The following is a 24,680-nucleotide window of genomic DNA, read 5'->3' as shown; positions in this document are numbered from 1 at the left end:
ATGCTTTCTCTAAAGCTGCAATCAGCTGATTCTTATTTGCCCTGATAACATAAGCAGGTGTCCCGTTTTGAAAACGAAAGCCTTCGTGCAATGACCCGGCATCGTAAACATCAAATCCAAACTGATTGATTAATGATGCTACCGTTTCTTTTGCCTTTGAATCATTGCCAGCAATTGGTAACGCCCGCCTATTTGGGTTACTCTTCGGCAACGACGTTGAAATCAATTCACCGGCAATGATCGAATTAAACGCTTTGACAACTTTTGATTCGGGCAAATGAGCCTGTAAAAGTTCACTTGTGGTTGTACTGCCACTATCGAGCTCTGAAATATGCCCGTCTCTGGAAGGATAATAGTTCATTGTATCAATAACCGTTTTGCCTTTTAGTGGCCCAACGGGTACCTGACGATAATTTTTCAACGGAATTGTGACGACAACAAGGTCTCCCTGCTCTGCAGCATCTTTTGCCCAAGCAGCCTTTGCGTGGGGACCAAGCTCTGAAACCAAATCATTAAGTGTCTCTGGATCCCGAGAATTGCTCATGATAACATCATAACCATTTTTAACGGCTAACCTAGCAAGATTACGGCCAATATTCCCCGATCCAATAAATCCAATTTTCATTTCGTCCAACCCTTCCTCTCGACTAATCTTAAGTTACCAACAGCATAACTTGATTGTCCAGGTTATTTCAAGTAACATGAAGGATCAGTCAAAAGAGGTTATTAAACAGTTAGTCAGGATCTGCCAAGGATTTACCGCTGTCTTCATCTTTGAACCAAGAAAAAGCATCATCGATTTTTTGATAATCATCTTTTGTAAGATCAATCGCCATTGCCTTTGCATTGTTGATAACTTGTGTGGGGCGTTTGGCTCCCGGAATAACAACACTAATAAGTGGATTCTGCATATACCATGCCAACACAATTTGTGTGACCGTTGCGTCATATGCTTGTGCAACTGGTCGAATTCTATCAATCGCTTTTAACGCCTCATCAAAACGCGGTTTCTTAAAATCTGCAATTTGGCTTCTAATATCATCACCTGCAAACGAAACTGCTTGGTCATATTTGCCGGTGAGTAGTCCCGATGCAAGTGGAAAATATGGCACAAAGCTGATTTGGTTTGCCTTTAGATAAGGCATCATTGTTTGAGCATTATCCTGATGGAGTAAACTAAATTCATCTTCAACAACATCAACGTACCCATCCGCATTAGCTTCCTTAATTTGATCCAAACTGAAATTTGATAACCCGATTGCTTTGATTTTCCCTTGCTCACGAAGCCTTTGAAGCGCACCCACTGCTTCAGCTTTAGGTGTTGTCTTATCCGGAAAATGAATATAATAAATATCAAGATAATCCGTTTTCAACCGTTTAAGACTGGCTTCAACCTGTTCAGTCAAAAACTTCGGATCATTCTTAATGACTTCTTCACCTGTCGAAAAATCATGGGCACCCTTGGTTGCCAAAATAATATGACTACGATCAAAATCTTTCATCGCCTGTCCAACCAATTCTTCGGAATGTCCTAATCCATATACATAAGCTGTGTCCAGTAACGTAATACCGTTTTCCAATCCTGCTCTGACAATTTCCACCCCGGTTTCATCCTTTAAATCCGGAAAAAGGTTGTAGCCACCCACGGCATTAGTTCCCAATCCAAGCGGCGTAGATAAAATATCAGTTTTACCAATTTTAGTCAGTTTTTGAGTCATCATTTACCTCCATACTGATTGTGAATTTCAGAACAAATACTACTAACATTATATCAAATAAAGACCTTTCATTCACGAATTAAACCAATGTTTTTCAACACTTGTAAGCGCAAACAAAAATAACTGATTTATGCTGTTATTTTTTTCACATAGCGTTATACTTAAAGTATAGATAATTGCTTCTTCACTTTGAACTTATGAAAGGGGAAATGACTTATGGGTCGTCTGGACAACAAAGTTGCTATTATTACTGGAGCTGCAAAAGGAATCGGTTTATCCTGTGCCCAACGATTTGTTAATGAAGGTGCCAGAGTGATTGGAACCGACGTTGATGAAGAAACGGGGAGAGAAAACATTTCCAAACTCGGGGATAATGCTATCTTTATTCGTCACGATGTTTCAAAAGAAGAAGAATGGAAAAAAGTATTTGCGGAAGCTGAAAAACGTTTTGGTAAAGTCGACATCCTTGTGAATAATGCGGGGATTCTTGAATTTAATAATGCCGAAAAAATAGACGGGGATATGTGGCATAAAATCCTATCGGTCGATTTAGACGGCGTTATGTGGGGCGTTAAGCAAGCAATTCCAGCAATGAAAAAAATGGTGGTTCAATCGTCAATATTTCTTCAATCGCAGGTTTAATTGGGATTCCAAATCTTTATGCCTATAATGCCGCAAAGGGTGGCGTTCGGATGCTGACTAAATCTGCCGCTTTGTATTGTGCGGAAAAAGGCTATAAGATTCGTATCAATTCAATTCACCCAGGTTATGTCCACACACCAATGGTTGATAAGTACCCAGAAATGAGACATTCTCTGGAAGCACTTCATCCGGTTGGCAGACTAGGATAACCGGAAGAAATCACTAATATGGCACTCTATTTAGCATCCGATGAATCATCATTTTCAACCGGAAGCGAGTTCGTTGTAGATGGCGGTTATACAGCTCAATAAAATTAGGGGAAACAAAAGCAAGCTTTAAAAATTAATAAAAAACGTGTGGTAAGAAGTCATGGATATACTTCCTATCACGCGTTTTATTTTACAATGGTCTACATTAATTTTATCGTCATTAGCTTAAATGTTACACGTGAAACATTTATAATGCCCAATCTACAAGATTTTATCCAATAATTTGCCGTTCACACTATGAACATCCTCAACTACAACAAAAGCTTTTGGATCAATTTCAGAGATCAAAGGTACGATTTCAGCTAATTGGGATTTTGTACAAATGATATAAATCATTGACCGTTTTTCTTGATGATAATATCCCTTCGCATCAACAAGGGTAATACCCTGTTTGAGCCTTTCCGACAGGATAGCTGTTACTCTGTCAGTTTGATTCGTTATAATCGTGACCGATTTTTTAGCCCCGAATCGGGATAGAAGGTTATTTAGGACAACTGCGCTTACATATAGTTCAATGACCGTTAAGATCATATTTTGTAATCCAATAACGAAGCCGGAGGGAATTGCGACAATTAAATCAAACAGTAGCATTGCAGTCCCGGTCATCATACCAAAATAACGATTCATAATTTTTGCCAAAATAGTACTGCCGGCAATTGTGCCTTCGCCGCGAAAAATAATCCCCATGGCAACCCCCATTAAGACACCGCCAGCGACTGCCGGAATAATTGTTTGTGATGTATGATATTGCAATAATCTTGGTAATTTCAAAAAGATCGAAATCCATAATACAGCCCACAGTGAATACCAGACCGTTTTTTGATCCAGAAATCGAAACCCGATTACAAGCAGGAAACCGTTTAAAAACAAATTAGTCAAAAATGGTGGTATATGTAATGCATAGTAACCAATCGTCGTTAATCCTGTCACACCGCCCTCACCAATTTGATGCGGGATCAGAAAATCATTAATTGCAATTGCGTATATAAAAGCGCCAAGTATAATCAAGCTGCCATTTTTTAAAATCACTAATTGTTTAGATGTAATTAAAATCGTTCCTTTCAAATATACGACCTACAAACGTAACTTATTTATTTTAACGCACTTTAAGTGAAAGCCCTAAGAGACCATAAGCTGGCCCAACCACAATCCCAAGTAAACGGCTAAAAAGCCAAGTCCAATCGTCCCAAAGTAATACGCGCACACAGTCAGCCAGCGCCTATTTCGTAATAAAACAAATGTATCGGTTGTAAACGTCGAGAAAGTTGTGAAACCACCACAGATCCCCGTTAACAAGAATAATGAACCGGTTCCCGAAATTTGAATACCACCCAAGAAGCCGGCAATCACAGCCCCGACTACATTAATGATCAATGTCGCAAGAGGTAATTTTGGCCAATAGTGTTTACCAATTATTGTAATCAAGTATCGTACTATTGCACCAATTCCAGCACCCAGTGCCACCCATACAATTACCATATCTTTTTACCTCGATCCATTAGCCGTGCTGTCAAATAACCGAGAATGGCTGTTATAAAACCACCAATCAAATTAATCGCTAAAAACCATAATGTTTCAATAGGTTGTTGCTGAATATTTTGAGCAAACAACAGTGCAAAAGTTGAAAAGGTCGTAAACGCTCCTATAACCCCCGTTCCAAATCCTAAGATTATCCATTCTGGAAGATCAATCACTAAGTCCAACCCATAAATGGTGACTGTCAAAAAGAAACACCCGACAACATTCACAAAAGTTGTCCCTGCAAATGTATTCGCGCTTAACCAGTTACCAACCTCATATCTGGCAACCCCTCCAATCATGCCACCAATAAAAACCGAAGAAAATTGCCCTATTCTATACCAATCCACTTTCATGATCTTTCCTCCTCTCGACGAAAAAACGCCTACCTTTCCAAATAAAGGTAGACGTCATCAACTCTTTTATTAAACGAGTATAGGCGAACGTCATCGCCATATTAATTAAAGAAAGTATATCAAAAATGATGAAAGAGCACAATTCTGATTTTCAATTATTTTCATGATTCAATATAAATAACTATGATACACTAATGGTGTTAAGGGGGCATTACTATCAAAAATTCACTCAAGCAACGCTGGATGGGTCTCATATCAGGTCTTATATTAAACGCTTTCGGAAACGCACTAACTATTTCAGCAAACATGGGAAGTGCGGTCTGGACTGCTTCTGCGGTTAACTACAGCCATTGGTTCAACGTAAATGTCGGGGTCCTGCTATTCATTATTGGATTTCTTAATACAGTCACAAACCAGATTCTAATCAAATACTGGGATTGGCCACGATTTATTGGTGAAATCGCTTATGTTTGTTTTTTTAGTTATTTTGTAAGCCTCTTTGTTAACCTACTTAATTCACTTGGAATCGGGACTCTGCCAATTGTGATTCGGGCCGTTTTATCATGTCTGGGAATTGTATTCTTCTGCACAGCTATTTCACTGTATCAACGAGCAAACATTCTTATGCATCCAAATGACGATACCACTAACATCTTGAGATTCTTTTATTTACGTAAAAGTGCGGTTGCAGCTCAATTGCTCGACTTTGTGCCTCCTATTGCCGCAATAATTATTTCATTTGCTGTCACAAAGAATTTGTACGCAGTTAATATTGGCACAATTTTTTCAATACTTTTTAACGGCTTAATCATTCAAACTGCAGATAAATATATTTGGCCGGGTCTTAAGCATAATTTTAAAACGCTGAACCAAACACCATCTAAAAATGGCTCTTAACTTATATCCCAGATAAACAATACATCACATCATCTATAAAAGGTTGGGCAAAAATAATTTTTGTCCAACCTTTTTCGAAGTCTCACACCTGTGTTCGTGTCTTATCATATCCTAATAGCCATAATAGTAACCATGACATCATGAACCCAATCGGCCAACTAAGATTCACTCCCATCAATGCCAGAGCTGCTCCAACAAACAGTGCGATAATAGGCTGGATTGAGGCCTTTACCTTTTGATTATTATATAAATCAGCCACATCAACCCTTTTACGTCGTTTGACATAATACTCGTTCAAAATAATTGCCGTCATTGGACCCAGAAACGCAGAATACGTTTTAATAAAAATAGTCAATCCTGTAGAGGAGCTATCTTGAACCAATAACCAAGGGAAACTCAAACTAGCTAATAGTGCCACAATAATTAACGATTTACGCTCCGACAAATTAAACCATGAATTTAATACATAAGTCGGCGGAATAATATTTGCAACCAAATTTATCGTAATTGTTCCTAAAACAATGAATGCAGACACCACAACGGTAACCAGATTATTGTTAAATAGATGCGCCATTGCATGAACCGGGCTTGAAATACCGGTTACAACAGCCAATAATGCTCCGGTTAAAACTGTAATGCCATAAGCAATAAAAATTGGCAGAAAATAAAGTGCTGCCCGGCGCTTGTTTGACAAACCCGCTTGTAATTCTCGTGAATAGTCAGCCGCAGACTCAAACACAGCCGTATAATTTCCTAAAAATGCAACTACGAATCCCCAAAAAGTTGGGCCCCAAGTGCCTTTGACGTTAATCATCCGATTGGAAAAAGCTGCTGTCCTCTGAGTAACTAAATAAATTAGCATTCCGATCAATAAAACAGCCATGACTAAAGAGATCCAGGTTGCAACAACCTTGATTGACTTAAACCCTCGTATGGAAATTAAAGTCTGCACAACTAATAACGCCACAAAAAATGTAGCAGGATTATCATAACCACTAGTAATTTTAAAAATTTGATTTAATGCTAACCCACCGGTCCAACTCTGAAACCCATACCATACAATTGCGGGAATCCCTCTTAATAAACTGGCTAATTTTGATCCTAAAATGCCAAATGTCATTCGTAACTGTATCACATATGGCGAACCGGTATAGTATCCAAAATGATCGTTCAGTACAAAAATAATGGTGATAATTGCGATCGCCATTCCTGTAGCAAGAATCGTTTGTAGTAGATTCATCGTTGCAACACCAGCTACAACAATCGATGAACCTAAAGTGACGTTACCAATATTAAACCCGTCCCCCAGCCACATTGCCATATACGAAAGTTGACCAATATGTCTATCAGATTGGGTTCGAGGCTTTAAATCGGGTGAAATTGAAAGCGACTTTGATGTGTTCATAATGACTCAACTCCAGCACGTTGTTTTGTTAAAAACCTGCCGGTTGGTTGCCCCACAAAGCCTTGTTTCAAAGTGTAAATAATCTGGCCCCGAAGGATGGTCATTGTGACTCGATCGTTAATTTTAAAACCAGTATAAGCACTAATTTTGTTTTCATAATACAAATCTTTTGTTTTCAAAACATAGCTTTGATTAGGATCTAAAAGCGTGATATCAGCATCATAGCCAACCTGCAACTTTCCCTTATTGGCAATTCCAAATAATGTTGCTGGCGTTTCGGCAGTGAGTTTCACGAGATCTGTAACAGGCAATCCCCGTTTCTTAACTGCTTCATCATAAAGCAAATCGACATTATTTTGACAGCCGCTCACACCACCCCAAATATCAAAAATATTATGATCTGGACTTTCTTTCATCGACATTGGTGCCAGCGAATGATCGGAACCAATTGTATCAACTTGGCCCGCAAACACTTTCTTCCAAAGTCCTTTAACAATTTCAGGATCTCTCAGTGTCGGTGAACATTTAGCCAACGGTCCAATTTTTTCAAATTGATTACAATCCAATATCAGGTAATGTGGACAAGTTTCACACGTCACATTCTGCCCGTTCTGTCGAGCCTGGGTCACTTGATCAACGGATTTAGGTGTAGACAAATGGACAAAGTGCAAATGAACATTAGTCTGTTTGGCAAGATAAATGGCTCGACGAACTGCTTCGACTTCAACAAATGGTGGTCTTGAATCGACGTATTCCTGAATGTCTGTTTTCCCCTCGGCAATCTTCTCAGCAGTTAAACCATCAGTAATGGATGCATTTTCAGCGTGTACTAGGATAGGCAATCCCGTTTTACCAATAGCCTGCATCCCTTTTAGTAACTGATAATCATCAACGTTTTTAAAATCTCCGGGAAGATCTGATCCAGTCGTTGCCATAAATGCTTTAAAACCCATTGCACCTTCGTCTGCCATTTTCTGAATTTCAGTCAGATTCCCCGGAACCAGGCCGCCATATAATCCAAAATCGACATAGGATTTATGCTCGGCAATTTCTTTTTGTCGTTTAAATTCTTGCCCTGTGGTCCGAGCTGGTAAGGCATTCAAAGGCATAACCAACATTGTGGTCGTCCCACCGGCCGCTAATGCTTGTGAACCGGTATGATAGTTCTCCCAGTCACTTCTTCCGGGTTCATTAATGTGAACGTGTGAATCAATCATCCCCGGTAACACGATTTGGCCATTGGCATCGATTACTTTATCCGCTTGATCGGCCAAACCACTTCCGATGGCGGCAATTTTTCCGCCCTTGATCGCTAAATCAGCGTTTACAACTTTAGTTGGTGTCACAATATGACCATTTGTAATGACTAACGAATATTCCATAAAAAAATCCTTCCTTCAAAACAGTCGAAGAAAAGATCAAACGGCTTCTTATTCAGAATAACCGGCTTAGTCTCCCTTCGACAGTTCAAACTGTATCAGGTTCAATGGGTATCATCTCAGCTATAAAAGCACCCCAGACATCTTTATTAAGCTTTTACTTTGAAACGTTAAAATGCAGGACTGATGATCGCTCAACAAGTGAGAAAATCATTTTGACCAAAACCGCACCAAAAACAATATCAGAGATCAAACGAACAGTAAATAATGCAATAATCATCGGAACCGAATATTTAACATAGCCTAACCTAAACAGCTCGTAGCCAAAAGCCACAACGGTTGTCGTAATGGAAGATGTCAGAAGACTTGCCCATCCCCAATTGCGATAGCGTAAAAAGGTAAAGCCCAACTCACTGCCAAAGCCTTGAACAATCCCGGAAATTAGCGCTGCAGCACCAAACGTGCCTCCAAATAAAACCTCAGCGGCAGCTCCCAAGGTTTCACCGATAATCGCGGAACCGGGAACCCGTACTAAATACATCGTCAACGGTCCAGCCATGATCCAAAGCCCAAATAAAGCTTCATTGGCAAAGGGCCCGATTACCAGATATAAAGCATTATATATCCAGTCCGTTCCAACAAAAATAGCACCAAACGCAATCGCAATTAATGCGATCAAAATAACATCCTGCAAATGAAATTTCTTTTTCACAATATTTCTTCCTTTCCATATGATGATCAACATCTAAAGTATTCAAAAGGGAATTATCTGTGAAACAACAAAAAAACTCCTTTCCCTGAAATTACAGAGAGAGGAGTTTTTACCTACATAGTTAACTGTGCACGAGATAGGTAATTGCTTGTTGTCTTCCTCCGACAGTACGAACTGCATCAGGTTCAATGGGTATTTCTCAGCCAAAAAGGCACCCCAGACAATATTCGATTTTGACATCTTAATTATTACTTAAATGGTGAAGAAAAGCAAGTTGATTATTAAGTGTTCATGTTAAACCGGCTAAACAGCGTAATCGCAATTTAATAATCAAAAGAATCAAGTTATACATTATGGCATCCCTGTTTAACACTATAATAAACCGGTTAATTCATCAATTTCTTAACTCGAATTTGCAATTCCGGCACGACTTCTTTTATAAACCAGGGATGCTGTTTCATCCACCCATAGTTTAAAGGTGAGGGATGCACCAATGGAAAATACTCCGGTAAATAATCTTCAAAACAGCGAACGGTTTCTGTTAAATTTTTTTGTCGATTTTTTTGAAGATAGTACTTTTGCGCATACTGACCAATTAACAATTTTAACTGGACGTGTGGCATCAAAGATAATAAGGGTTGATGCCATTTATCCGCAAACCCTTTTCTGGGTGGCAAATCACCATGTATTCCCTTACCTGGATAGTAAAAATCCAAAGGCATCACGGCAATTTTACCTGAATGATAAAACCGATCCTTATCAATCCCCATCCAGTCACGTAACCGATCGCCGCTTGGATCATTCCAAAAGACCATCGATTCCTGTGCTTTCCGACTTGGTGCCTGACTAATAATAAGGATCTTGGCGTTTGACTCAATATGATAAAGCGGAAACACACCCTTGTCAGTATAAATCTTATTTTGCGGATCACGTTGGATAGCATTGAAAATATCGATTGCCGTTTGCATTCTATAGCCTTCTTTCGATAACGCTTATTTATGGTACGGACTTCCCTCATTAATCATAAATGCTCGATAAATTTGTTCAGTCAAAACCAATCTCATCAATTGATGAGGTAACGTAAACTTTCCAAACGAAATTTGCGTGTTTGCGCGATCCAAAACATGCTTGGATAACCCTAAAGAGCCTCCGATCACAAACGTAATATCGGAATGACCATAGGTCGTCAGATCAGCAATTTCCTTTGCAAACTGTTCGGAAGATCGCTCTTTTCCTAAAATCGCAAGCGCATAGACGTACTCACGATCTTTTATTTTATCTAGAATTCGCGAACCTTCTTTATTCATAACTTCATTCATTTCGGCTTGGCTTAACGACTCAGGTGCCTTTTCATCGGAAACTTCTATAATTTGAAACTTACAAAAACGGGATAAACGTTTTGCATATTCAGCAATCCCTTGCTTAAAATATTTCTCCTTTAATTTTCCTACAACGACTAATTTAATATTCAATCTCATCTTCTCCTAATTCCATTTTTAGCCTGTGTAAAAAAAGAGGCTTATAAACAAGTTGTCCACATAGTTATCCACAGGTTGATAACTTAAACCGTTTTCTTCTACCACAGCATTTTTTTTAAATATGTCAAGTACCCTTTTAGTTGTCCACATAATTGTGGACAACACCCGTTCGCAAATCCACTTCGCAAACCCTATTATATCAGTATTTTGGAAACCGAACAAACAAGAATTTATTTCTAAAAAAAGTTATCCACAGAAAATGTGGATAACTTTTAAAATCTGGGGATAACTTATTAACAGTAATATACCAGTGAATTCAATTCACCTTGTGGATTGTCCACAGGTTTATCCACAGGAGAAATGTGTACAAAATTGGTTTGTTTTTATCAGTACTGAATCTTTTAAAAAATAATCTTCATGAAGTTCGTATTTATCCGTTAACTATCCTTATTTTTCTTATTTAACTCGCTTACCGTTCGGAAACCCATTAAACCCACTAATTTACTTTAAGTCATCGTTCAGTTTATCTGTGTATCCTTCTAACCAGTATTTAACAAAAGAGCGAGCAACCTTACGATTACTCGCTCTTTTCATACAATAGATAACATCTTTAACTATCGGTGTTGTTAGCTAGAGATTGTTCCTATTTACTTGCTTCACTTAACACTTTATTCGTTGCCTTTTGGCTTAAAGTAATGGATCCTGTTTCCTTATTTCCTTTGTGATAATACGTAACAGAAATTTTATCACCAATCTTATGCTTGTACAAGACATCACGTAATTGGCTCTGTTGTGTGATCTTAGTGCCATCCAATTCGGTGATAACATCATACTTCTTAATACCGGCACGTTGAGCAGGCGAGCCACTATTCACTTTCAAGACTACCGCACCTTGGGTAACACTCTTTGGTAATTTTAGAACTGAGCGTTGTTGCTCTTCTGAAATATTGGAAAGATCAGTGTAGCCAATTCCCAAAGCTGGACGAACAACTTGACCGCTCTTGATTAATTGATTAATAATTGTAACAACTTCATTACTTGGAATGGCAAATCCCATTCCTTCGACGCTGGTTCCTTGTTGATCCTGTGCTAATTTCATAGAGTTAATACCAACAACCTGACCCGCAAAATTAATTAAAGGACCACCTGAGTTTCCGGGGTTAATTGCCGCATCCGTTTGAATAACCGTTGCATTGCCAACTTGAGCACCAGATTCTGAAGTTTGTGGTACTTCACGCTTCTTAGCAGAAATAATACCCTGAGTAACAGAAGTTGCATATTGAGAACCAAGTGGTGAGCCAATTGCAAGAACAGGTTCAGCAACTTTAATGTTATCAGAATCTCCAAATTGAGCGACATCTTTGACCTTGTTCGAAGTAATCTTAATAACTGCTAAATCAGTAACAGCATCCTTACCAACCACTTTAGCTGACGCTTTTGAACCATCACTCAGAATAATCTCCAATGCGTTTGCACCGGAAACAACGTGGTTATTAGTCACAATGTAAACTGTGTTGCCACTCTTTTTGTAAATGACACCTGATCCTTCACTAGAAGCCTCAAGTTCACCACTCTTCTTACTACTACTTCCACTGCTTCCTGATCCATCCTCAAGGCCACCAAGAATACCGGCCAGCGTATTATCGCTTGAGCTTTCTCTTTGAAGATTAATAACGGAAACAACCGTGTTTTTAGTTGCATTAAAAGCTTTCTCTGCTTGTGTATTGAGGTTCACCTTTACATTACTGATCTTGGTATTGCCATTTTTATTGGTCGAAACCAAAGATGTGCCAGTGCCACTATCACTATTGTTGAAGTATGACATACCACCATAAGTTATTCCACCGCCAAGAGCACCGGCGATAACAGCTGTTACAATAATTTTTCCAAAACCATTTTTTTGTGCCAATGAGTGTTCCCCCTTCGTTTTCTTTAAAGTATATACTTTTTTCTTGAAAAAAGTGTGTTCTCAAAGTTATAAAATTCTAAAGGAAATCTAAATAATCATTAAAGAAGATGCCGTTTCCGGTTCCGTATCATACAATTTAAAATCTTTACCTACACCATAATCATGATCAGCCAGAATTGACGCAACAGTTAAATGACAAAGTGATTTCATATTATTATGCTGACTTCGATGTCCCAGAAAGATCTTCTTTGTTCGATGACCAATCACATCCAGCATCGTATTGGCACCATCTTCATTTGAAAGATGACCCTGATCACCCAAAATCCGCTGTTTTAACGGCCATGAATATTCACCATTCTCTAGCATCTCGATGTCGTGATTACACTCCAAAAGATAACCATCTGCATCTTTGATAACCCCCTCCATCCGATCTGAAACGTATCCGGTATCGGTTAAGACAACAAATGACTTGTTACGATGATGAAAAACATAAAACTGTGGTTCAGCTGCATCATGCGACACTGAAAAACTCTCAATATCAATATCACCAAAATCCATAACCGTATCTGGTGGAAAAATATTAATTTCTTCTTCTGGAATTTTACCTATTCGTGATCGCATAGCATCCCATGTGCCTTGATTAGCATACACATTCAAATCATATTTTCGTGCTAAAACACCGACACTTTGTCGATGATCCGAGTGTTCATGAGTTACCAAAAGTGTATCGACATCATTAATGTCACGCCCAATTGAACACATCAGGTTTGCAATTTTTTTACCACTCAATCCCGCATCTAAAAGAATTTTATGCTGCGGAGTCTCAACATATGTAACGTTGCCGGTGCTTCCACTGGCAAGTACACTGATTTGCATATCATCATTTTCCATAGTGCTTCTTCTTTCCAACATTAATTAACTCCAGAGATACTTTGACTGTTTTTCAAGTTTTCATTCGTTTCTTTTATGATACCACCGGTAAAGGCATTAATCTTTTTAAGCTGAACCTGTGGTGAGTTTTGGGGCTTGATTGCGATAATCCAAGTCGGAATAAAAACGCGATCATCGTCAATGGATAACAATTTAGTATAACCTAGTTTTGCCCAGGATACCTTTGTGTTATTTGGAATCTCATTGTATTGGTATAACCATATTAAAGCACGAGTTTCCGAAATCGTCTCCGATTTTTCACGTAAACTTTTAATATCCTGCAAGTAAGACTGTGTGTAACTCACGATTTGATAACGACCATTCAGCGTAAACCTGATTTGCGCTTCAGTCGAATACATTAAACCACCCATTGCCTTTTGAATATAAACGATACTTCGCGGTGTCGATAGGTCTTTACTATATTGATATTGATCGCCAAAAGCAACGAAAGTTGGGTCCATCAATAACTTATTAATAGATTGCTGTGGATTATCCTTATTAACTTTAACAGGATCCTTAAATTCACTATCCAGTTCATAGCCAACATAGTGGGGAGTCTGATTTAACAGCTGACCCATCTGGTTACGTAAGGTATCGTTTTGCGTACCGGAAAGGTAATACGCAAAATTTTTCTTTTTAGAAAGGCTGCCCACTTTAATCTGGTCATCTTTCATTTCTTTGATAATTTTTGAATCAGAATCACCCTGAGATACGTTTTCGGCTTGCATATTCATATTCTGCTCAAACATTCCAAACAAAAAAATATCAATTGCAATAAACGTTACCAAGAAAATGATCTCTATTCGCCTAAAATTCAAACGACTCCCCCTCCTTTCACTATCAATATCGGTTAATCAACGATGAATAACTGCGCCAAGTGCCTTTATAATTAACGTACCAATCCGGTATCAAATTAATCAGCAATTGTGATGATTTATCTTTTTGCCAACCATATCCAATTCGTAAATCACGAATATCTTTTGCATGATATCCCTTTGCAATTAAACGCCGAATAGCAGTCTCAGTTGCTGGTAATGTGCTATACCCCTGTTTACTTGGAATTGGTACTTCCGGGTTATCCAATGAAAACTGCAACCGTTTAGCGTTGGCATTCAAAGTCTGAGTGGAAATTGTCCCAAACCCATTTGCTCTAAAAATGGGAAATCCTTCAACAAAGGTTCTATACGAAACGGTTCGCGAATTTGTATCATAATTGAAAAATCGAACACTGTCCAATGGCAATCCCAAATCCACTAATTGCTCGTATGAATCATCAAGTACTGAAGTCACACTTTGCTGATCACTATTATTTCTAAAATCAGAAAAGGTTCCCATTCTGGTTCTCGAATTAAATGCCAATTGAAGCGTATTCTGATCACTATAGGTGACTAGGTTTTTCCGGCGTTTAACGGTGACGTTACTTTGTGAATCTCTATTATTTAATAGTCGGCTTACATAATAATCTTCAGACTGACGATCAATTAGGTACTTATAGGGTTGCATCTGAATTTGACTTTTAACGTAAATCATTGGCTGTCCGTTAAATAGTTGAAGAGAGGCAGGTACTCGTCGAATATTCATATTCAAAACCTTGTTTAAGTTTTTCAAACTATGTTTTTTAACTTTAATTTGATAAACTGCAAAATTTTTATCATTCAGTAGATAGATCCTCGTTGAATCATTTGTCGGCAAGACAATTCGTGAAACTTGATGATTTGGCAATTTTTCAAAATATTTGTTTGTAACATCACTAATAACTCTAATCGAAACCGGACTTACGTAATTTAACATAATCGAGTTGGGCCGATTAGCAATCTGAAAATACTTATCCTGAGACTTAGTGCTCAGTGTTTTTAAATGAACATTTTTATAACCATGCATCGTTTTTTGAATTTCAGATACCGAATTAACCAATCGATTAACTAAAATGGTTTGATTACCATTACTATCAGTATGGATAGCCTGAGTTGGTGCGTAAACATAACGCTTCGGCTTAGTAATTTCTTCATTTTGCGTATTTTGTGATGAATTCTGTCGATTTTTATAATTGGCAGGGTTTGTCCAAATGACAACTGAAAGCGTCAGACTAATGATCACCGCAATGGTTAGTGCGATTGGTATCAAGTATTTACTAAACCTCATCCCATAAGTCCTCCTCTTCTAGCGGTTCATATGGCAACGCAATATAGAAAGTCGATCCCTTTCCTTCGACACTTTCCGCCCATAATTGACCATGCAACGCTTCAACAACTTCTTTAGAAATTGCTAAGCCAAGACCACTTCCGCCTTGTTGGCGAGAACGGGCTTTATCAACCCTGTAGAAACGATCAAAAATATGTGGAATATCTTTACGTGGAATTCCAAGGCCTTGATCACTGACGCTTAAAATGACCTTATTACGTGTCTCATACAACCGACAGGTAATCACACCGCCATCTGGAGAATATTTAATCGCATTATTCATTAGATTATCAAGAACTTGCGTGAATCTATCCGTATCCAGATCGACCCATAGATCTCTTTTGGTAAAATAGCGTTTAATGGTGTACATTTTTTCAGGATGTTCATCTTTTTTAAGAATCATATCGAATCGATTTAATACGTAATTGAACAACTCGTTAATATTAACAAGTTCAACTTCCATTTTTTGAGTGCCTGAATCCATTCGTGATAATGTCAATAGATCATTGATCATTCGAATCATTCGATCAGTTTCATCCTGGGTGACTTTTAGAAACTTGGGTGCCAACTTAGGATCTTTCCAAGCACCATCGTGCAATGCTTCGATGTATGATCGAACACTTGTTAACGGCGTTCTCAGCTCATGGGAAACATTGGAAACAAATTGTTTCCGGTCTTGGTCAATTCGCTGTTGTTCGGTAATATCCCGCAGAACACAGACTAATCCACTGATAAATCCTGATTCTCTTTGAATTAATGAAAAATGGGCATGCAAAATGAGACTGTGATCATCACTTGAAAAATCAAGAATCAGTTCATCCGGCTTTTCAAGCAAATCCCGCAGACTATAATCTTTACGAATATCCAAAACATCTAAAATTGATTTTCCCATTGCCTGATTTTCATCAAGATCAAGGAAACTAGCAGCCGTTTCATTAATAATAATGACGTTACCCCAACGATCCGTTGCCAGAACGCCATCTGTCATATTAGCCAAAACAGAGTCCAAACGGCGACGCTCGGATTCTGTTGATTCATGGGATTCTTCAACCCTAACGGACAAATTATTGACGGCACTGGCAAGTTGGCCCAATTCATCATTTCCGTAAACATGAACCTGACCTGAATAATCACCACGTGCAATTCGAATCGTTTGCTTTTTCATTTCTTCAATCGGTCGCGTAATTGCTCGAGAAATCACGATTGAAATTAAAAGGCCCAAGATAATCGCAATTGAGGCCGCAAACAAGTAGATGACAGTAATGCTATTAATGTTTCGGTATACTGTGTCCAAATTGGCTTTAGTATAAACGACACCCACAAGCGTACTGCTATTTCCCGAACTTTTTATCAAAGGTGAGATCAACGTGTAATATCTCGTATTACTCGATGAATCATAAGTGTTCTTTTCAATTTTATGACTGTTATAAATTGCATTCTTAACATCGTTATCAGTCGTTTTTTGACCAACTACTGCTTGATTATTAACTTGATTGGTTCCACGAATGGTTCCTTTATTATCAATAACCTGAATTTGTGCAGCGTTGCTACTGTCAGAATCATTTAAAATTGTTTTGATCCGCCTATTAGCCAACGTCTTATTGGAACGGGAAAGTTCAGTGATCAATGAGTTCTTCACGTAAGACTGTAACTGCACCTGGTTGGTAAAGGTTGAGAGGTTTTGGTGTTCCAATTGCCTCACAAATACGGCACCAACAATTTCCAGAGTTACTAACAAAACGAGGGCGAAAACCAGCGCTATTTTAAATTTAATTGATTGGTAAAATTTGATTCGGTTATTCACAACCAGTTAATACCCCTTACATTCTTATCTTCTCTCAAACTTACTGTTGATCACTTTCAGGATTCCTAAGGTAGTACCCTACACCACGTCGTGTCACTAACCAAGTTGGGTGACTAGGACTATCCTCAACTTTTTCACGAAGTCTTCGGACCGTTACATCAACGGTTCGAACATCGCCAAAATAGTCATAACCCCAAACAGTTTGCAAAAGATGTTCCCGCGTCATAACCTGACCGATGTGTTGAGCTAAATAATGCAAAAGCTCAAATTCACGATGTGTTAATTCAATATTTTCACCGCGTTTAGAAACTGAGTATGCCTCTGGATGAATAACTAAATCGCCAATCTTAATATCTTTATTTTCGTCACCTTCACTTGAGTTTCCGCTTGAAGTGCCCTGACGACGTAAATTAGCCTTTACTCTCGCTACTAATTCACGGTTAGAGAACGGTTTGGTAACATAATCATCAGCTCCCAATTCAAGTCCAAGAACTTTATCGAGTTCAGAATCCTTTGCAGTTACCATAATAATTGGGGTATCTTTTGTTTTACGAACTTCTCGAGCAACCTCGAGACCATCAATCTTCGGTAACATTAAATCCAGAATGATGAGATCTGGATCAACTTCATTTACTTGTTTTAAAGCTTCCTCACCATCATAGGCTACAAAAACTTCATAACCCTCTTTGGTTAAATTGAACTTCTCTATGTCGACGATCGGTTTTTCGTCGTCTACTACCAATATTTTTTTAGCCATTAACAATTTCTCCTAACATGGATTTTAATATTGTTATTATTTCAAAATTTGCACACGCCAACATGATGTTATTATAACACAGTGTATGAAGTGGGCTGGATTGGTTCAAAAGACCAAACAACTCTGCCTTTAAATCAATATTACCGCTACCTTGTAAGTAAATTTTTAAAATTGCTATTGCAAAAGTTTTTTCACCATGTTATTATATTTAAGTCGGTTAGTGATGGGCAGTTAGCTCAGTTGGTAGAGCAACGGACTCTTAATCCGTGGGTCCAGGGTTCGAGCCCCTGACTGCCCACTAACGCAATTCAAACAGTAGCCATGCAGCCTTAAAACGCCGTGGTTGCTGTTTTTTTACTTTTTAACACTTCGATTCAATTCGATTTAGACGAAATCAATGGTAAGCATTTTGGTAAGCACGAAGCATATTTTAATATATCTAATGCGCCAGCCATGAATTGGTCTACATCCCTTTGATCAGGGATGTTATTTTTATTATGGATGAATACCCCAATGAACCAAAAGAGAAAAAGTAAAACCACTGTAAACCAAATTATCATGACTTCAACCCTTTCACATAAACTTATTTCTTTGATCCGATTATGGTTAGTATGCCTAAATAAAAAAACAACGTAAACTTTTGCGTGCTTAGTTAGTCTATTAAATTTATTTTAATTGAGGGATGTTTAATGATTGATTTAACGGACATGGAAATTGTCTTTACAGGTAAATTAGCGAGTATGCCACGTAAGCAAGCATTTGCTGTTGCTAGTGCTTTTGGTGCGCTTCCTAAAGCACAGGTTACCCAACAAACTAATTACTTGGTGGTTGGTGCCATTCATAAGACCATTGGTGAACCATTGACCACCCGCAAACTAGACATCCCTGATATCAAGCACATTACTGAAAAAGATTTTATTGATTGGTGTCAGTGGAAGCTTTCTATCTGGAAAAACAATCTTAATAATTGAACAACATGGCATTCAGTTTGTTGCATCCCTAACCCCTCTACCGGCGTCCGATAATTAAACGAGTGAAAGCCGAAATCATTTGTGTGCCAACGGATTAAGCTACTTTTAAAATCGGACTAATTGATAAGGTGTTCCAACTTCAACAAGTTAATTTGTAGCCTTTTTTAACCTAATTAAATGTCATGTTTTGACATGCTATAATACAAGCATGAAGGAATTGTCCTTCAAATAACACTAAGAATATAGTCTTAGTGATTGTTATACTGAAGTTCAAAGCTGGTCACCGGCAATGGTGGCCTTTTTTGGTACCTAACTTCATTAAAACAAATTCCAGTATTTTCCATTATTTTCTGTCAGTTTTTAATCGTCTCTATGCTTTATGTATCAATGGATTTCATACACATTTACCAATAAAAAAAGTAATCCTTAACATTGCACACAAAAATATCGGCAATCATCCCATTAGTAAAATTACCAATCTGATAGTCCGCAAGCCAAAGCCGATCGCTAAGCAGGTCGAATATTTCGACTTGGTTCAGCACTTCTATATAGAGCTTTTACCTAGCCAAAGCCTTAACATTTCTTAACTTCTAATTATTTAAACTCAAAGGGATGTTATTACACTTCTTCAAGTAAACCATTACCGAATTGCAAGCGCCGAGAAATTGGATCTTTTTTCTTTAGGGCGTCGGAAATGTCGGGATATTTCTTGTTCTAAACAGATAATGTTGTTCAGTGTATCATCCCTCTATCGGTGTCCAAGAATTGAAGCAAAAAAGCGTGTCACTCCCGACAACGTATCTTCGCAAACACAGCAATGACTAGCATCCCTAGCGTTTAGCTTGGGGAAAATATTCAATTTTTAAAATGGACGAGTACGGGCACTGACCACCTTTTACTAATCCCATTCCAACGTCAACATTAGCCAACATTCGTTGCACCAAGACCCTAATAAACCTCAACAATTCTCTCAAAGTCGTTTCTTTGGTTAATGTCATCATAAACTCTTGCAATACCTAGTTTGTAGCGTCATTTATCCTTGCAACGTAGTGCACCCTTTTTCATTTTAGGGTGCACACAAAATGGGTGCACCCTCATAATTAGGTGCAAGGTGAAATCGCTTGTTAAATAAGCTTTTGCTATCGTATATGCTAATCAACAAACGAGTAAAAGCCTAGGAAATCTGAGTTATTCTTAGTCTAAAACGTTGCATAGCTTCGACACCTAACTTTGTTAACGCAAAAGTTCCACCATTTTCCACCATTTATAATTTCTAAATAATCCTAGTTTTTCGCATCACGAAGCGCTTGGCTGGCGTTTTTGTCAAAAATGTCTAAAATGTCCAAGATAATTAAATTGAAAGTTTTTGCTTTATTCATTTCGTACAAATATGTACATTACCGCTATCGATACACCTATGCTTATGTAACTGGTAACAATCTCACTAATAATAACCAGCACCATGAACTAAACACTAGTGAGTACACTATCAAAGCATTTAAACTGGCTTCGCGGAGGCATTAACCAACTGTTGTGCTACATTTCAACGTTAATTAACTACAGTCGGTAATCTAATGGTCTTAGTTCTACTTATTTTCCAGTAAAACCAAACCTTCAATAAATTACTAGGTGAATATAGTTCACCTCGTTCAAGCAGATGGGCAATCTACGAAAAGAGACCCGTTGATCATAAATGTATTTAATAATATTCGACACGTTCATAATTAATTGTAATCTATGAATCATCCCTAATTGTGAGGTGCTTTATACCATAAAGGGATGCAGCGCTTCATTACAGGCAACAAAAAAATCACTGTTTCCAGTGACCTCTTTGCACCGCTTCCGGTTGCCTAGATTGATGTTAATTATTTGACAACTTCATTATATCATAGCTGTTGATTAATTATTAAACGAATTGTATTTCAGGTTTTCGGAATTTGATTAAATAAGGGTGTGTCCAATTTTGGATAGTCTAGCTAATCTCGTGGCTGAAAAATCAGCTAGTGAAAGTCATTAGCTTGGTGAAAAATTAATCTGTTAGTACCGAAAAGTAATTTAGAATAACGTTGCACCATAACGTGGACATATCTCAACAATTCTCTCGACAAATCTTACCAATTCTTGATGTAAAAAAGCAACATATAAAGCAACCTAATACCAGTATTACCAAGGGTTTAAGTATATGCAACACAATAAAAAAGGGTGCAACACGTTGCATTTTAGGGTGCAGTGTTTTAGGTGCATGACTCTCAAAAAAATATGGGGTTTTATAAGGTTTTTACCTTGCCAAAACCTTGTCATTTTTACCAAATTAAATCATTCAATTTTTAACTGCTAATTGCTTAAGCCGAAAGGTTGGCAAATATTATAACATCAAGGTCTATAACTGTTACGCATCCCCAAATAAAAGTTCTCGAAGTTGTGATTTTATTGCATGATCAAAACCATTTATGAGTTCATTTTGATAGTAAAAGAGATATCGTTACATCACAAGTAGATGTAAAACACCACTGATGGAATTGTAAGCGCCGAGAAATTAAGATTTTTTCTTTTTAAGGTGTCAGAAATGTCAGCATAAAAAAACACCCGTTTACTGACGGATGCTTTTAGCTTGCGACTATCGATGATATTTGGCAAACTCTTGCTTAATTAACTGGTGCTGTTTGGGAGTCACCTTTGAATAATCAAGGGGAACTTGGTCTTGTGTGAGGCACCATAAGTCACGGGTGACTTGCTCTAATTCATCGTTCAACTCTACCCAATTGCTTTTTAGATGGTCATACAACCGGTGGTAGCGCATGGTCATTTGCCAATCTTTGGCCAATAACTGATCGATATTAGCATCTAATTGATAAAGGGCTTGCCGGTTAATCTCAATGGTTCGGTTGAGACGGTTCAAAATTCTATTCTGATGAATCAAGGTGTTTCGCTGTTCCAATAGTTCAGCAAAATATGGCATTAACTCATTATTCTTCATGTTTCATCCCCTCACAGTGTACTTTTAATTTTAAACGTTACTGAATGATCTGTAATATTGGTTACCTTGATTAAATCATGACCATACAACCGCCAAAAATCAGGGCTTTTAATGGCATTATTCAAATAGTCGTCAATGCTAGCCTTTTCAAGTAAAGCTAAGTTGTGCCGTTCCGTAGCAATTTGTTTCTTATACTGGGCAATCCCGTTAATCTTTTCATCTTTGGTCTGGGCAATGTAGTATCCGGGATCCTTGACGTTACGACTAGCCATGATGGGAATACCTAACGAACGTAACGCTTCAATGGCATCATACAAGTTACGAGCGGTTATTTTGGCTTTATCCATTAATTGGCGTTTGGTTACTTTATTATCAGCGCCTTTTTTCAACAACCGCAATACTTGAATATCGGTTTCGGTTAATTTACGCATGTTAGTTGTCCCCTTTGCTGGTAAAATCCCATGCTTTCGCTATTTCTGAATTATCAATGCTGACCTCTGAAATTTTAAAGCGCCAATTAAGTTCATTAGGGTCAACCGGTTCAAAACCAGCAATCAGCATTGCTCCTTTAAACGCCCCATTTTTAACATAGAAGCCCAACGGAGCATGTTCAAACAAGTGTTTCAATCCGTAAGAACTGTGCCATTTGTTAACCGTTTTAATTGGTTTAAAAACGGTAACAATCCAATTTACTAAAGTTATTTTTTCGTTATCCGATAACTTGGTAAAATCTAGCGGGTTATTATCAGTCGTCCGATTATAATAACCGCTAACACATGACGGTGATAACATCATTTCATGATTCTGGATTCTTTTAAGCAATTTGGTTTGTTTAAATTCTAATTCGTTCATCAATCATCACTCCTTTTTGGCAAATAAATGACTAAAAAACATATAAATATAAAAGTAAAGTAGGGGTAAATGTGGAACTCTGGAACTTTTCGGCTGTATCGCTTGTGCCCCAAGGCATCTCATGGTTCCACTTTTAAAAACAAAATGGAACCAATTATGGAACTTTTGATGATTTAAGGCGTTTAAACGTTGATACAACAACATTTTCCTCGATTGCTGGTCAGGTTCCACATTTTAAGTCAGTTCTGGTACTTTTTTCAAAGTTCCATAAATATCTGGAACTTTCTGGAACCGTAGATCATCCTTAGAGGCCGTAGGGATTAGCCGTGATTAGTTCCACTTTTGGTTCCACTTTTATTTCAAATGTGGAACCGCTGAATCCGTTGATACTAAAGGGATTAGCCATGATTGGTTCCAGAGTTCCACATTTGACCCTAACTCACTTCTACTTTTTTACTTTTTTGATTAAACATTGATACCCTTTACCAATTTCAGGCATCCTAACATACACTGTTATTTCGTCTTGTGTTTTAAACCGATTAGCTTGTTGAAAAACCTCGTGAGTAGCTTTAGCTTTCCTTTTGGTATAATCCGGAATGAGTGGTAATAGTCGGCGAATAAATTTATTCTGTCCTAAAGCTTTTAGTCCATTGATCTGACAATATTTCTTGTAGTATTCGTACACGTAGTATGTTGGAATCTTATCAACCTCTAAACTCAAAAAGAATTCTCGGAACCCGATTAATGGGTCATTGTCTTTCTCAAACTCACTTAATGCCTGCTTAGAAACCGTTGGGACATCAAACTTTTTAAAATCAAGCTGTAAAGCCCGATACAAAACGTACTGTAAGACATCTTGACGGCTCATGTAATCGTCCCGAATATCCCAATTGTCATTACTCCCTTCAAAGTGGTTATTAAACGGGACAATGATCATGCGCCGCATTGTGCCACCCTTGTTATGGAAGTTTGGTAATCCGTTGCAAGATTGAATGACCGTACACCTTAAGGTTGTTGTAAAACCATCTTGGCCCTTATACTCAATTGTGACTAAATCCCCGGTTACCACAGAATTAAAACTACTGCTATCCTTGATATAAATATCCGGTGGGGTATCATCCCCAATACAAACCGTTTTACCAACTAATAGCGCTAGCTTAAACCGTTCATCAAACTGGTTAACTTTCAAAGACCCCACATTACTTTTGCCAACTAAATTTTGGATCAACTGTTGAAACGTTCCTTTACCAGTATTTCCCTTTTCGCTATATAAAAAGATGGCTTTCTTGCGAGTGAAATTACCGTTTAAGCTGTCGTTAATAATTTCCCAAAGCAATTTAACAATTTCGGGGTCATGATTAGCAATCTCATTTAACCAGCCATCCACTGTCCAGCCGTTAATGTTTGGTGGAACTGGATTATTGACATACTTCGTTGCTATCTTAGTAGTAAACACATAATCAGGGCTAAAGGGGATTAACTCATGTCTGTGGAGATTCCAAATTCCATTGGCCACCGGAATTAAATAGCGGTCAACGGTTGGTTCTTTAACCTTCGCCCAATTAATCAAATGATAAATAACTTCCTCGGCCTCTCGCTCATTAAAGGGAGCATACATCATACCGATCAACCGTTTAATGTATCGGTAATTCTGGGTATAAATACCTTCGTGCGGTAAGTAAATGGCTAACCGAGCACTTTCATTATCAGAAAATAAACAGGTTATAAAATGACGTTGCATAATTTGCGAACCGGCTAATGTTGTTAAACGAGGCAAGGTGTCATTCTTCGCTTGGGCTTTGGTTTGATGATCAAGTTGCCATGTCTGGACATCCATCATTAATTTGTCTTTTAGAGTATGCGGATGATTGACTGTCTGATCATATTGCTGGGCTAACATTTGCGCCTCACTGTCCAAAATTGAT

Annotated in this window: 23 protein-coding genes, 1 tRNA gene, 1 pseudogene and 3 riboswitches; of the genes and pseudogenes, 4 read left to right on the top strand and 21 right to left on the bottom strand. The window is 38.0% G+C overall.

Annotated elements, in window-relative coordinates; genetic code table 11:
* On the bottom strand, positions 1-625 hold a 625-nt coding region (locus tag HMPREF0519_RS01345), incomplete at its 3' end, for an NADPH-dependent F420 reductase (RefSeq protein WP_003556704.1).
* 109 nt (positions 626-734) lie between these two features.
* Positions 735-1,721 carry an aldo/keto reductase gene (locus HMPREF0519_RS01340; protein ID WP_003633985.1) on the bottom strand — a complete coding sequence of 329 codons (987 nt, stop codon included), beginning with the start codon at positions 1,719-1,721 and terminating at the stop codon, positions 735-737.
* Positions 1,722-1,934: 213 nt separating this feature from the next.
* Here HMPREF0519_RS01340 and HMPREF0519_RS01335 point away from each other — a divergent pair.
* Positions 1,935-2,671 (top strand): annotated as a pseudogene (locus tag HMPREF0519_RS01335) (glucose 1-dehydrogenase).
* A gap of 159 nt (positions 2,672-2,830) precedes the next feature.
* Here the strand turns inward: HMPREF0519_RS01335 and HMPREF0519_RS01330 are convergent.
* Genes HMPREF0519_RS01330 through HMPREF0519_RS01320 form a run of 3 tightly spaced genes read right to left on the bottom strand, consistent with a single transcriptional unit; the run spans position 2,831 to position 4,503 of the window.
* Positions 2,831-3,694: a YitT family protein gene (locus HMPREF0519_RS01330; protein WP_003633980.1), complete on the bottom strand. Its 864-nt coding sequence runs from the start codon at positions 3,692-3,694 to the stop codon at positions 2,831-2,833.
* A 54-nt stretch (positions 3,695-3,748) separates the two neighbouring features.
* Positions 3,749-4,108, bottom strand: coding sequence for a fluoride efflux transporter CrcB (gene crcB / locus HMPREF0519_RS01325; protein ID WP_003633978.1), 360 nt, complete (start codon positions 4,106-4,108; stop codon positions 3,749-3,751).
* On the bottom strand, positions 4,102-4,503 hold the full coding sequence (locus HMPREF0519_RS01320; RefSeq protein ID WP_003633975.1) for a fluoride efflux transporter FluC: 402 nt from the start codon (positions 4,501-4,503) through the stop codon (positions 4,102-4,104). Before HMPREF0519_RS01320 ends, crcB begins: the two co-directional genes overlap by 7 nt.
* A gap of 41 nt (positions 4,504-4,544) precedes the next feature.
* A riboswitch (Fluoride riboswitch) is annotated at positions 4,545-4,610 on the bottom strand.
* A 136-nt stretch (positions 4,611-4,746) separates the two neighbouring features.
* Between HMPREF0519_RS01320 and HMPREF0519_RS01315 the strand changes: the two genes are divergently transcribed.
* Positions 4,747-5,400 carry a DUF6198 family protein gene (locus HMPREF0519_RS01315; protein WP_003633973.1) on the top strand — a complete coding sequence of 218 codons (654 nt, stop codon included), beginning with the start codon at positions 4,747-4,749 and terminating at the stop codon, positions 5,398-5,400.
* Between the two features lie 82 nt (positions 5,401-5,482).
* On the opposite strand, the gene HMPREF0519_RS01310 is transcribed toward HMPREF0519_RS01315, so the two are convergent.
* From HMPREF0519_RS01310 to yycF, 11 genes are all read right to left on the bottom strand, one after another.
* Positions 5,483-6,805 (bottom strand): NCS1 family transporter, encoded by a 1,323-nt coding sequence (locus HMPREF0519_RS01310; protein WP_003633971.1) that lies wholly within the window; start codon positions 6,803-6,805, stop codon positions 5,483-5,485.
* The gene (gene allB / locus HMPREF0519_RS01305) at positions 6,802-8,187 is read right to left on the bottom strand and encodes an allantoinase AllB (protein WP_003633967.1); all 1,386 of its coding nucleotides are present in this window, start codon (positions 8,185-8,187) and stop codon (positions 6,802-6,804) included. Before allB ends, HMPREF0519_RS01310 begins: the two co-directional genes overlap by 4 nt.
* A gap of 55 nt (positions 8,188-8,242) precedes the next feature.
* A riboswitch (TPP riboswitch) is annotated at positions 8,243-8,333 on the bottom strand.
* Between the two features lie 8 nt (positions 8,334-8,341).
* The gene (locus tag HMPREF0519_RS01300; protein WP_003551035.1) at positions 8,342-8,929 is read right to left on the bottom strand and encodes an ECF transporter S component; all 588 of its coding nucleotides are present in this window, start codon (positions 8,927-8,929) and stop codon (positions 8,342-8,344) included.
* A gap of 106 nt (positions 8,930-9,035) precedes the next feature.
* A riboswitch (TPP riboswitch) is annotated at positions 9,036-9,125 on the bottom strand.
* A 157-nt stretch (positions 9,126-9,282) separates the two neighbouring features.
* Positions 9,283-9,864 carry a uracil-DNA glycosylase family protein gene (locus tag HMPREF0519_RS01295; RefSeq protein ID WP_003556682.1) on the bottom strand — a complete coding sequence of 194 codons (582 nt, stop codon included), beginning with the start codon at positions 9,862-9,864 and terminating at the stop codon, positions 9,283-9,285.
* A 24-nt stretch (positions 9,865-9,888) separates the two neighbouring features.
* On the bottom strand, positions 9,889-10,368 hold the full coding sequence (gene rlmH, locus HMPREF0519_RS01290; RefSeq protein WP_035444182.1) for a 23S rRNA (pseudouridine(1915)-N(3))-methyltransferase RlmH: 480 nt from the start codon (positions 10,366-10,368) through the stop codon (positions 9,889-9,891).
* 649 nt (positions 10,369-11,017) lie between these two features.
* Positions 11,018-12,283: a S1C family serine protease gene (locus tag HMPREF0519_RS01285; RefSeq protein ID WP_003633964.1), complete on the bottom strand. Its 1,266-nt coding sequence runs from the start codon at positions 12,281-12,283 to the stop codon at positions 11,018-11,020.
* An 87-nt stretch (positions 12,284-12,370) separates the two neighbouring features.
* Complete coding sequence (locus HMPREF0519_RS01280) at positions 12,371-13,174, bottom strand: MBL fold metallo-hydrolase (RefSeq protein WP_375711402.1); 804 nt, start codon at positions 13,172-13,174, stop codon at positions 12,371-12,373.
* Between the two features lie 20 nt (positions 13,175-13,194).
* Positions 13,195-14,031, bottom strand: a complete 837-nt coding sequence (locus HMPREF0519_RS01275; RefSeq protein WP_035462140.1) for a two-component system regulatory protein YycI — start codon at positions 14,029-14,031, stop codon at positions 13,195-13,197.
* Positions 14,032-14,053: 22 nt separating this feature from the next.
* Positions 14,054-15,355: a YycH family regulatory protein gene (locus tag HMPREF0519_RS01270; RefSeq protein WP_003633962.1), complete on the bottom strand. Its 1,302-nt coding sequence runs from the start codon at positions 15,353-15,355 to the stop codon at positions 14,054-14,056.
* The gene (walK, locus tag HMPREF0519_RS01265) at positions 15,345-17,198 is read right to left on the bottom strand and encodes a cell wall metabolism sensor histidine kinase WalK (RefSeq protein ID WP_003633960.1); all 1,854 of its coding nucleotides are present in this window, start codon (positions 17,196-17,198) and stop codon (positions 15,345-15,347) included. The genes HMPREF0519_RS01270 and walK overlap by 11 nt, the downstream gene beginning before the upstream one ends.
* Positions 17,199-17,238: 40 nt before the next feature.
* A complete protein-coding gene (gene yycF / locus HMPREF0519_RS01260) occupies positions 17,239-17,955 on the bottom strand; it encodes a response regulator YycF (RefSeq protein WP_003551019.1) in 717 nt (238 codons plus the stop codon).
* A gap of 225 nt (positions 17,956-18,180) precedes the next feature.
* Here yycF and HMPREF0519_RS01255 point away from each other — a divergent pair.
* Together HMPREF0519_RS01255 and HMPREF0519_RS01250 are read left to right on the top strand one after the other, a co-directional pair.
* Positions 18,181-18,253 (top strand) — tRNA-Lys (locus HMPREF0519_RS01255).
* Positions 18,254-18,644: 391 nt separating this feature from the next.
* A complete protein-coding gene (locus tag HMPREF0519_RS01250; protein ID WP_003633956.1) occupies positions 18,645-18,926 on the top strand; it encodes a BRCT domain-containing protein in 282 nt (93 codons plus the stop codon).
* 830 nt (positions 18,927-19,756) lie between these two features.
* Here HMPREF0519_RS01250 and HMPREF0519_RS13610 read toward each other — a convergent pair.
* From HMPREF0519_RS13610 to HMPREF0519_RS01230, 5 genes are all read right to left on the bottom strand, one after another.
* Positions 19,757-19,927: a hypothetical protein gene (locus HMPREF0519_RS13610; RefSeq protein WP_003633953.1), complete on the bottom strand. Its 171-nt coding sequence runs from the start codon at positions 19,925-19,927 to the stop codon at positions 19,757-19,759.
* Between the two features lie 1,616 nt (positions 19,928-21,543).
* Positions 21,544-21,903: a hypothetical protein gene (locus HMPREF0519_RS01245; RefSeq protein WP_003633952.1), complete on the bottom strand. Its 360-nt coding sequence runs from the start codon at positions 21,901-21,903 to the stop codon at positions 21,544-21,546.
* An 11-nt stretch (positions 21,904-21,914) separates the two neighbouring features.
* Complete coding sequence (locus tag HMPREF0519_RS01240) at positions 21,915-22,334, bottom strand: HTH domain-containing protein (RefSeq protein WP_003633949.1); 420 nt, start codon at positions 22,332-22,334, stop codon at positions 21,915-21,917.
* Between the two features lies 1 nt (position 22,335).
* Positions 22,336-22,755 (bottom strand): hypothetical protein, encoded by a 420-nt coding sequence (locus HMPREF0519_RS01235; RefSeq protein ID WP_003633947.1) that lies wholly within the window; start codon positions 22,753-22,755, stop codon positions 22,336-22,338.
* A 445-nt stretch (positions 22,756-23,200) separates the two neighbouring features.
* Positions 23,201-24,673 carry a DNA primase family protein gene (locus tag HMPREF0519_RS01230; RefSeq protein WP_225429082.1) on the bottom strand — a complete coding sequence of 491 codons (1,473 nt, stop codon included), beginning with the start codon at positions 24,671-24,673 and terminating at the stop codon, positions 23,201-23,203.
* Positions 24,674-24,680: the final 7 nt, after the last annotated feature.

Source organism: Lentilactobacillus hilgardii DSM 20176 = ATCC 8290, assembly GCF_000159315.1.
GTDB classification, from domain to species: Bacteria; Bacillota; Bacilli; order Lactobacillales; family Lactobacillaceae; genus Lentilactobacillus; species Lentilactobacillus hilgardii.
The sequence above is the reverse complement of the archived record's forward strand: the minus strand, read 5'-3'. Positions and strand labels throughout refer to the sequence as shown.

What these genes read in the sequence shown, in the direction of transcription:
- HMPREF0519_RS01340 (WP_003633985.1), bottom strand. Translation starts at nt 1,721, where the DNA reads ATGATGACTCAAAAACTGACTAAAATTGGTAAAACTGATATTTTATCT.
- crcB (WP_003633978.1), bottom strand. Translation starts at nt 4,108, where the DNA reads ATGGTAATTGTATGGGTGGCACTGGGTGCTGGAATTGGTGCAATAGTA.
- HMPREF0519_RS01320 (WP_003633975.1), bottom strand. Translation starts at nt 4,503, where the DNA reads ATGAAAGTGGATTGGTATAGAATAGGGCAATTTTCTTCGGTTTTTATT.
- HMPREF0519_RS01315 (WP_003633973.1), top strand. Translation starts at nt 4,747, where the DNA reads ATGGGTCTCATATCAGGTCTTATATTAAACGCTTTCGGAAACGCACTA.
- HMPREF0519_RS01310 (WP_003633971.1), bottom strand. Translation starts at nt 6,805, where the DNA reads ATGAACACATCAAAGTCGCTTTCAATTTCACCCGATTTAAAGCCTCGA.
- allB (WP_003633967.1), bottom strand. Translation starts at nt 8,187, where the DNA reads ATGGAATATTCGTTAGTCATTACAAATGGTCATATTGTGACACCAACT.
- HMPREF0519_RS01300 (WP_003551035.1), bottom strand. Translation starts at nt 8,929, where the DNA reads ATGTTGATCATCATATGGAAAGGAAGAAATATTGTGAAAAAGAAATTT.
- HMPREF0519_RS01295 (WP_003556682.1), bottom strand. Translation starts at nt 9,864, where the DNA reads ATGCAAACGGCAATCGATATTTTCAATGCTATCCAACGTGATCCGCAA.
- HMPREF0519_RS01280 (WP_375711402.1), bottom strand. Translation starts at nt 13,174, where the DNA reads ATGGAAAATGATGATATGCAAATCAGTGTACTTGCCAGTGGAAGCACC.
- HMPREF0519_RS01270 (WP_003633962.1), bottom strand. Translation starts at nt 15,355, where the DNA reads ATGAGGTTTAGTAAATACTTGATACCAATCGCACTAACCATTGCGGTG.
- yycF (WP_003551019.1), bottom strand. Translation starts at nt 17,955, where the DNA reads ATGGCTAAAAAAATATTGGTAGTAGACGACGAAAAACCGATCGTCGAC.
- HMPREF0519_RS01250 (WP_003633956.1), top strand. Translation starts at nt 18,645, where the DNA reads ATGATTGATTTAACGGACATGGAAATTGTCTTTACAGGTAAATTAGCG.
- HMPREF0519_RS13610 (WP_003633953.1), bottom strand. Translation starts at nt 19,927, where the DNA reads ATGATGACATTAACCAAAGAAACGACTTTGAGAGAATTGTTGAGGTTT.
- HMPREF0519_RS01245 (WP_003633952.1), bottom strand. Translation starts at nt 21,903, where the DNA reads ATGAAGAATAATGAGTTAATGCCATATTTTGCTGAACTATTGGAACAG.
- HMPREF0519_RS01240 (WP_003633949.1), bottom strand. Translation starts at nt 22,334, where the DNA reads ATGCGTAAATTAACCGAAACCGATATTCAAGTATTGCGGTTGTTGAAA.
- HMPREF0519_RS01235 (WP_003633947.1), bottom strand. Translation starts at nt 22,755, where the DNA reads ATGAACGAATTAGAATTTAAACAAACCAAATTGCTTAAAAGAATCCAG.